The organism is Caulobacter sp. GW821-FHT09A05 (assembly GCF_059418465.1).
In genome coordinates, this window is the sequence record NZ_JBWKPX010000014.1 from 131,825 (window position 1) to 138,931 (window position 7,107).

Annotated in this window: 4 protein-coding genes; all 4 read left to right on the top strand. The window is 69.0% G+C overall.

All coding sequences use genetic code 11. From position 1 onward, the window contains the following. The first annotated feature begins 1 nt into the window (after position 1). The 4 genes from AC07NX_RS15230 (at position 2) to AC07NX_RS15245 (ending at position 6,799) form a co-directional block, all read left to right on the top strand. Complete coding sequence (locus AC07NX_RS15230; RefSeq protein WP_494642889.1) at positions 2-1,180, top strand: efflux RND transporter periplasmic adaptor subunit; 1,179 nt, start codon at positions 2-4, stop codon at positions 1,178-1,180. Between the two features lie 169 nt (positions 1,181-1,349). Next, the gene (locus AC07NX_RS15235) at positions 1,350-4,526 is read left to right on the top strand and encodes an efflux RND transporter permease subunit (RefSeq protein WP_494642891.1); all 3,177 of its coding nucleotides are present in this window, start codon (positions 1,350-1,352) and stop codon (positions 4,524-4,526) included. 143 nt (positions 4,527-4,669) lie between these two features. Continuing rightward, entirely contained in the window at positions 4,670-6,073 is a 1,404-nt protein-coding gene (locus tag AC07NX_RS15240) for an efflux transporter outer membrane subunit (RefSeq protein ID WP_494642893.1), read from the top strand. A 303-nt stretch (positions 6,074-6,376) separates the two neighbouring features. Then, on the top strand, positions 6,377-6,799 hold the full coding sequence (locus AC07NX_RS15245) for a hypothetical protein (protein ID WP_494642894.1): 423 nt from the start codon (positions 6,377-6,379) through the stop codon (positions 6,797-6,799). The last annotated feature ends 308 nt before the right edge of the window (positions 6,800-7,107 follow it).

Genomic DNA, 7,107 nt, shown 5'->3' on the forward strand with positions numbered 1-7,107 from the left:
TATGTCCCTCCGCCCCGTTCTCACGTCTTTCGCCGGCCTGGCCGCCATGGCCGTGCTGGCCGCCTGCAGCGCCCAGGCCAAGCAGGAAGCCGCCCCGCCGCCCGCCCAGGTCACCATCACCCCGGTGGCCTTCAAGGAACTGCGCCAGTGGGATGACTTCACCGGTCGCCTCGAGGCCATCGACACCGTCGACATCCGCCCGCGCGTCAGCGGCTACATCGACGGCGCCCGCTTCGAGGAAGGCGCCCGGGTCCGCAAGGGCCAGGTGCTGTTCCAGATCGACCCGCGCCCCTACCAGGCCGAGGCCAACCGGGCCCAGGCCGAGGTGGCCCGCGCCAAGGCCCAGCTGGACCTGGCCGTCGTCAACCGCGAGCGCGGCCGCCGGCTGATCGAGCAGAACGCCCTGGCCCAGAGCGAGTTCGACCGGCTGTCGGCCGAAGAAAAGGCCGCCCAGGCCAATCTCGGCGCCGCCAACGCCGCCTACCAGACCGCCCGCCTGAACCTGGAATGGACCCGCGTGGTCTCGCCGATCGACGGCCGGGTCTCCAAGGCCGTGATCACCCGCGGCAACCTGGTCACCCCGTCCGACCTGCTGACCACCGTGGTCAGCGACACCCCGATCTACGCCACGTTCAACGCCGACGAGCAGACCTTCCTGAAGTACGCCTCGGCCGAACGCGGCAAGGCCAGCCCGGTCTACATGGGCCTGATGACCGAGGACGGCTATCCGCACCAGGGCCAGCTGAAGTTCATCGACAACGCCCTGGACGCCAAGAGCGGCACGATCAACGGCCGGGCGATCTTCGCCAACGCCGACGGCCGGTTCACCCCCGGCCTGTTCGCCCGCATCCGCATGGTCAGCGACACCTCGGCGACGGTGGCCCTGGCCCCCGACCGCGCGGTGGCCACCGACCTGGGCAAGCGCTACGTCGTGGTGGTCGGCGCCAACAACAAGGCCGAGTACCGCCCGGTCGAGATCGGCCCCCTGGCCGGCAACCTGCGCATCATCCGCACGGGCCTGAAGCCCGGCGACCGGGTGATCGTCGGCGGCCTGCAGAAGGTCAAGCCGGGCGACACCGTCAACCCGGTGGTCGTCAAGACCGACCTGTCCTCGGACCTGTCGCAGTTCGAGACCGGTCCGCAGCGGGTCGCGATGATCAACAGCGTCGGCCAGAACTGACCGCGACACGGAAACCTCGTCCTTCGACAAGCTCAGGATGAGGTTTCCGACTGAACCGCCCCACCAGTAGCCCTCATCCTGAGCCTGTCGAAGGACGAGGGCGGATCCGCAACGGTCCGACGCTTAGCCGCGTAACGCCCCCTCTTTGCCTCCTCCCCGGACGCCTCCCATGAATTTCTCAAAGTTCTTCGTGAGCAGACCGCGCTTCGCCGCCGTGCTCTCGATCGTCATCTTCATCGCCGGGTTGGTGGCTCTGCCGCGCCTGCCGATCTCGGAATATCCCGAGGTGGTGCCGCCGACCGTGGTCGTGCGCGCCGCCTATCCGGGCGCCAACCCCGCCGTCATCGGCCAGACCGTCGCCGCCCCGCTGGAGCAGGCGATCAACGGCGTCGAGGGCATGATCTACCAGTCGTCGCAGTCGGCCTCCGACGGCGCGATGGTCCTGACCGTCACCTTCGCCCTGGGCACCGACCTCGACAAGGCCCAGGTGCAGGTCCAGAACCGCGTCGCCCAAGCCCTGCCGAAACTGCCCCAGGAGGTGCAGCGCATCGGCGTGACCACCGACAAGGCCTCGCCCGACCTGACCCTGGTCGTGCACATGATCTCGCCCAACAACCGCTACGACATGCTCTATCTGAGCAACTACGCGCAGCTGAACGTGCGTGACCGCCTCAAGCGGGTCGACGGCGTGGGCGACGTGCAGATCTTCGGGGCTGGCGCCTATTCGATGCGGATCTGGCTGGATCCCGAGAAGCTGGCTTCGCTGAACATGACGGCCGGCGACGTGGTCAAGGCCCTGCGCGAGCAGAACGTCCAGGTCGCCGCCGGCCAGCTGGGCGCGCCGCCGAGCAATGTCGGCGCTGAGTTCCAGCTGTCGGTCAACGCCCCCGGCCGCCTGACCGACGAGGAGCAGTTCCGCGAGGTCATCATCCGCTCGGGCGACAACGGCGAGATTACCCACCTGGGCGACGTGGCCCGCGTGGAGATGGGCGCTAACAACTACGCCCTGCGCTCGCTGCTCGACAACAAGTCGGCCGTGGCCATGCCGATCTTCCAGCGTCCCGGCTCCAACGCCCTGCAGATGGCCGCCGACATCAAGAAGACGATGAAGGAGCTGAAGAAGGAGTTCCCCGAGGGCGTCGACTACGAGATCATCTACGACACCACCGCCTTCGTGCAGGAATCGATCAATTCGGTGATCCACACCCTGATCGAGGCCATCATCCTGGTGGTGCTGGTGGTGGTGCTGTTCCTGCAGGGCTGGCGCGCCTCGATCATTCCGCTGATCGCCGTGCCCGTCTCGCTGATCGGCACCTTCGCCGTCCTGCTGATGCTGGGCTTCGGCCTCAACGCCCTGACCCTGTTCGGCCTGGTCCTGGCCATCGGCATCGTGGTCGACGACGCCATCGTCGTGGTCGAGAACGTCGAGCGCAACATCTCCAACGGACTGCCGCCGCCCGAGGCCACCCGCAAGGCCATGAGCGAGGTCACCGGACCGATCATCTCCACGGCCCTGGTGCTGTGCGCGGTGTTCATTCCCACCGCCTTCATCAGCGGCCTGTCGGGCCAGTTCTACCGCCAGTTCGCCTTGACCATCGCCATCTCGACGGTGATCTCGGCCTTCAACTCCCTGACCCTGTCGCCGGCCCTGGCCGCCGTGCTGCTCAAGAGCCACGACGCGCCCAAGGACCGCTTCCAGAAGGTCATCGACGCGGCCCTGGGCTGGCTGTTCAACCCGTTCAACCGCTTCTTCGCCAAGGCCTCGAACGGCTATGTCCGCAATGTCGGCCGCACCCTGGGCAGGTCGACCGCGGGCCTGGTGGTCTACGGGATCCTGCTGGCCCTGACGGTCGGCGCCTTCATGAAGACGCCCGGCGGCTTCGTGCCCCAGCAGGACAAGGCCTATGTGGTCGCCGTCGTGCAGCTGCCCGACGCGGCCTCGCTGGACCGCACCGAAGCCGTCATCCGCCAGATGGGCGACATCGCCATGAAGGTGCCGGGCGTCAAGCACTCGGTGGCCTTCCCCGGCCTGTCGGCCAACGGCTTCATCAACAGCCCCAACTCCGGCGCGGTGTTCTTCCCGCTGGACGACTTCAAGAACCGCAAGGGCCACGACCTGTCGGCCAACGCCATCGTCGGCCAGCTGAACCAGAAGTTCGGCGCCATCCCCGACGCCCAGATCGCGGTCTTCCCACCGCCTTCGGTGCAGGGGCTGGGCACGATCGGCGGCTTCCGCATGCAGATCGTCGACCGCGCGGGCCTGGGCCCCGAGGAGCTGAACAAGCAGACCCAGAACCTGATCGACAAGGCCCGCAAGGACCCCGCCCTGACCGGCGTGTTCTCGACCTACCAGGTCAGCGTGCCGAAGATCGAGGCCAACATCGATCGCGAGAAGGCGCGGGCCTCGGGCGTGTCCCTGACCGACCTGTTCGAGACCATGCAGGTCTATCTGGGCTCGCTGTACGTCAACGACTTCAACCGCTTTGGCCGCACCTACGAGGTCAACGTCCAGGCCGACCAGAAATTCCGCATGCAGCCCGAGCAGATGCTGCGCCTGCAGACCCGCAACGGTCAGGGCCAGATGATCCCGCTGGGCGCCTTCGTCAGCTTCAAGGAAGCCACCGGCCCCGACCGCGAGAGCCACTACAACGGCGTGCTCACGGCCGAGATCAACGGCGGCCCGGCCCCCGGCTATTCGACGGGCCAGGCCCAGAAGGCGCTGGAGGACCTGGCCAAGCAGGAGCTGCCCAACGGCATGGGCTACGAGTGGACCGAGCTGACCTACCAGCAGATCCTGGCGGGCAACACGGCGATCTACATCTTCCCGCTCTGCGTGCTGCTGGCCTTCCTGGTGCTGGTCGCCCAGTACGAGAGCTGGAGCCTGCCGCTGGTCGTCATCCTGATCGTGCCGATGACCCTGCTATCGGCCCTGGCCGGCGTGCTGCTGACCCATGGCGACAACAACATCTTCACCCAGATCGGGCTGATCGTGCTGGTGGGGCTGGCCTGTAAGAACGCCATCCTGATCGTCGAGTTCGCCAAGGAGCGGGAGGAGCACGGCGACACGCCCATGCAGGCGGTGCTGGAAGCCTGCCGCCTGCGCCTGCGGCCGATCCTGATGACCTCGATCGCCTTCATCATGGGCGTGTGGCCGCTGGTCGTCTCCCACGGGGCGGGCGCGGAGATGCGCCGGGCCATGGGCGTGGCGGTGTTCTCCGGCATGCTCGGGGTGACGGTGTTCGGCCTGATCCTGACCCCGATCTTCTACTTCGTGATCCGCCGCAACACCGCCCGCCGGGCGGCGCTGAAGGCGGCCCGTTCGACCGACGCCGTGGAGGCGCACTGATGAACGCCTCCATACCTTTCTCCCCCAAAAACGGCTGTCATCCCGGACGTAGCGCGCAGCGCGCAGATCCGGGACCGACGCCTGAACTCGGCGCTTCCGGCGGTCCCGGATCTGCGCTTCGCTTGTCCGGGATGACAGCTTCCATGACGACGTTGAAACTCGCCTTCGCCGCCGGCGCTTCGGCGCTCCTGCTCGCCGCCTGCGCCGTCGGCCCCGACTACAAGACCCCCGTCCAGGCGCCGGTGGCGCTGCAGAACGCCCCCGCCGGCGCCTTCTCGACCGCCAATCCCGAGGCCCAGTGGTGGAAGGCGTTCAACGACCCGGTGCTGGACGGCCTGGTGACCCAGGCCCTGGACGGCAATCTCGACATCCGCGTCGCGGTCGCCCGGGTGGACGAGGCCCGCGCCCTGTTCAAGGACGCCCGCCTGGACCAGCTGCCGCGGGTCACCGCCAGCGGCGCCTACCAGAAGAGCGACCAGCAGCAGCCGGGCTCGAACGGCCAGCGGGTCGAAAGCGAGACCTACCAGGCCGGCTTCGACGCCGGCTGGGAGATCGACCTGTTCGGCCGCGTCCGCCGGGGCGTGGAGTCGGCGCGGGCCGAGGCCGGGGCGGCCCGGGCCGACCTGCGCGACGCCCAGGTGACCATCGCCGCGGAAGTGGCTCGAAACTACCTCGAACTGCGCGGCGCCCAGGCCCGCCTGGCCGTGGCCAACCGCAACCTCGACACCCAGCGCGAGACCTTGCGGCTGACCCAGGTGCGCTACAACGCCGGGGCCGGCAGCCCGATCGACGTGGCCAGCGCCCAGGCCCGCCTGAACGCCACCGAGGCGGTCATCCCGGCGCTGATCACCGCCGAGAAGCGGGCCAACTACCGGCTCTGCGTGCTGGTCGGCAAGCGGCCGGGCGAGCTGGACGCGGCCCTGGCGACCAAGGCCGACGCCGAGGTCACGCCGCTGATCGCCGCCCTGCCGATCGGCGACGCCGCCGACCTGCTGCGCCGGCGTCCCGACGTCCAGGCGGCCGAGCGGCGCCTGGCCGCCCAGACCGCCAAGGTCGGGGTGGCCACGGCCGACCTGTTCCCGCGCGTGCGGGTGACGGGCTTCATCGGCTTCCTGTCGGGCACGGCCAGCGGCTTCGGCAACAGCGCCAGCCAGGCCTGGTCGGTGGCCCCGTCGGTGTCCTGGCCGGCCCTCGACCTGGGCGGCGCCCACCAGCGGCTGAAGGCGGCGGAGGCCCGCAACGACGCGGCCCTGGCCAGCTACGACCAGACCGTGCTGCGGGCGCTGGAGGACCTGGAGACCGCCCTGGTCGCCTATCGCCAGCAGCAGGCCCAGCTGGTCAGCCTGACCAACCAGGCCGCCGCTTCGCGACGCGCCGCCGAGCTGGCCCGCATCCAGTACAAGGAGGGCGGCATCGACTTCCTGGTGCTGCTCGACGCCGAGCGGACCCTGCTGGCCGCCGAGGACTCCCTGACGGTGGCCGAGACCGGCGTGAACACCAACGTCGTGGCGATCTACAAGGCGCTGGGCGGGGGGTGGACGTCGTAGCGGCGAAAGTTATCCACAGGCCTCGCGCTTCCTTCTCCCCTTGCGGGAGAAGGTGGCCCGCGCAGCGGGTCGGATGAGGGGTCGAAGACCGGGTCCGCCGCGATCAGCCGAAAGGCCGGTCGCGGCGGCTTTCGTTCGAGAGACCCCTCACCCGACCTCCTTCGGAGGCCCCCCTCTCCCGCAAGGGGAGAGGGATCGAACTTATCCCCGCTCCCGCCGAAACAAACCCCAACCCGATCAACAGCTTGCACAAAAACGCACGTTTCCTGTCCCCACCCTCCAGGACGGCCGCACACTAGCGGCATGACCCAAGCCCAAGACATCCCCACCCGGTGCCTGACCTTCCAGCTCAAGCTGATGGACGCCCTCGAAGCGGCCTGGGCGAGCATCGAGGCCACCACCGATCCCGCCGCGATCCGCCAGGCCCGCGACAAGGCAAAAGCCATCGGCGAACTGGCCGCCATGGCCCGCAAGATCGCCCTGGTCCTTCCGACGCCGCGCGGCAAGCCGCAGTTCGCCGAGACGGCCGCCGCCGGCCTCCACGCCACTCAGGGCGTGGCCAACGTGCGCGAGATGCTGATGGCCTCCAGGGCGACCGCCGCCCCAATGGACGCGCCGGCGGACGCGCCCGTGGCCGCCCCCGTCGCTGCTCCCGTCGCCGCCCAGGCCGAGATCGCCCGCCGGGCGCTGGACAAGCTCAAGGGCGGGCGGCGCGGGCGGTTGTGACCCCCGGACACCGCTCATCCCGGCGAATGCCGGGACCCAGATCCCAAAGCGGTGTGGTGGGCTGGAAAAGCTCAGCGCGTATGGCGTCAGCCCCAAAGCCATTCCATCTGGGTCCCGGCATTCGCCGGGATGAGCGGATTTTAGGGGGGCCGCCCCGGTCCCTTGCAATCCGCCCGCCAGCGGCGAGGCCACGCCTTGAAACCTTGATGGCGAGCCTGCTCTGGCGTCTGACCGTGTCAAGCAACTGTGGTCTGAGGCAAGGTCCAGGGTTGGCGGGTCTGGAGCATGGCGTTGAGGGTGACGATCAG